A 1469-nucleotide genomic window follows, 5' to 3' on the forward strand; every position below is an offset into this window, starting at 1 on the left:
GCGGTGTCCTAGGCCTCTAGACGAAGGGGACACAGATGTGTCACTAGGACTTTATTTAGCTGTTTATTCTCTTGCTAACCGAGTTACTTACCAAAGTAAGTGGCGTCCCCTAGGGGATTCGAACCCCTGTTACCGCCGTGAAAGGGCGGTGTCCTAGGCCTCTAGACGAAGGGGACGCAGAAATTGTTTTGCAAATCATCGATTTGCTATTTCTGTGTTAGATGAGACCGAGCCTGCGAGGCGAATGGCCCTATCAAAAAACAGAAAGTTTTCTGTGTCACTAGGACTTTATTTAGCTGTTTATTCTCTTGCTAACCGAGTTACTTACCGAAGTAAGTGGCGTCCCCTAGGGGATTCGAACCCCTGTTACCGCCGTGAAAGGGCGGTGTCCTAGGCCTCTAGACGAAGGGGACGCAGAAATTGTTTTGCAAATCGCTGATTTGCAATTTCTGCGTTAGATGAGACCGAGCCTGCGAGGCGAATGGCCTTATCAAAAAACAGAAAGTTTTTCTGTGTCACTAGGACTTTATTTAGCTGTTTATCCTCTTGCCAACCGAGTTACCTACTGAAGTAAGTGGCGTCCCCTAGGGGATTCGAACCCCTGTTACCGCCGTGAAAGGGCGGTGTCCTAGGCCTCTAGACGAAGGGGACACAATATCAAACAACTTCGCACTCGAGGCGTTGCCATTTGAATTATGTACTAGGACATATGCACTAACGATAAATTGGTGGAGCTAGACGGGATCGAACCGTCGACCTCTTGCATGCCATGCAAGCGCTCTCCCAGCTGAGCTATAGCCCCATAATAGTCAGACTTGAACTGCTAGCCTGTATCGCTGAGTGCGGGGCGCATTCTATGCAGGAGCAAAAATAAAGTCAACAACTTTTATGAAAGTTTTTTCTAACTGATTCATTTTAAATCAAGAAGCGTAGAATATAACCAAACAGCTCCCCTTTGCAAGCCTAACACCTTGAATTGGATTATTTATTACACAATTTAAAACGCATAGTTACCGCACCTCTGCGTTTTTGTTTTAAATCCAATTAGGCCAGAGTGATTTACGGCTCTTTTCTTTTTCAGCATGGTACCTAATCCAGCTTGATCCCCCGCTATAGCATACAAAGCTCAGCAACCTATTTCCCCCTAGTTAAGAGATTCTTGGACCAAAAATATAAGACCCCTCACCTCTTCTATCTCACCTCTTCTATAATGAAGAGCTTAAAGCATTGAGCATAAAAACATCACACAGTATAGTTTTTTAAAGTTAAGTGTTGACTCTTTTCAAACTAAACCTATAATACCGCCCCACAACGGCAGACGTTGAAACACAATTTGGGTTGTTAGCTCAGTTGGGAGAGCATCGCCCTTACAAGGCGAGGGTCACTGGTTCAAGTCCAGTACAACCCACCACTTCTACTCTTAGATTAGAATTGGACATTAAACTCTATTCAAGAGTATAAATTGAAAC

General features: G+C 44.5%; 5 tRNA genes. 1 reads left to right on the forward strand and 4 read right to left on the reverse strand.

Annotation, left to right across the window (positions count from 1 at the left end):
* Positions 1–100 precede the first annotated feature (100 nt).
* The 4 genes from BB427_RS01275 to BB427_RS01290 form a co-directional block, all read right to left on the reverse strand.
* Positions 101–176, reverse strand: a tRNA-Glu gene (locus BB427_RS01275).
* A gap of 161 nt (positions 177–337) precedes the next feature.
* Positions 338–413 (reverse strand) — tRNA-Glu (locus BB427_RS01280).
* 162 nt (positions 414–575) lie between these two features.
* Positions 576–651, reverse strand: a tRNA-Glu gene (locus BB427_RS01285).
* A gap of 75 nt (positions 652–726) precedes the next feature.
* Positions 727–802, reverse strand: a tRNA-Ala gene (locus BB427_RS01290).
* A gap of 533 nt (positions 803–1335) precedes the next feature.
* Here BB427_RS01290 and BB427_RS01295 point away from each other — a divergent pair.
* Positions 1336–1411: transfer RNA gene (locus BB427_RS01295), tRNA-Val, on the forward strand.
* Positions 1412–1469: the final 58 nt, after the last annotated feature.

It is taken from the genome of Pseudoalteromonas sp. BMB (genome assembly GCF_001709235.1).
In the GTDB taxonomy this organism is placed as follows: domain Bacteria; phylum Pseudomonadota; class Gammaproteobacteria; order Enterobacterales; family Alteromonadaceae; genus Pseudoalteromonas; species Pseudoalteromonas maricaloris.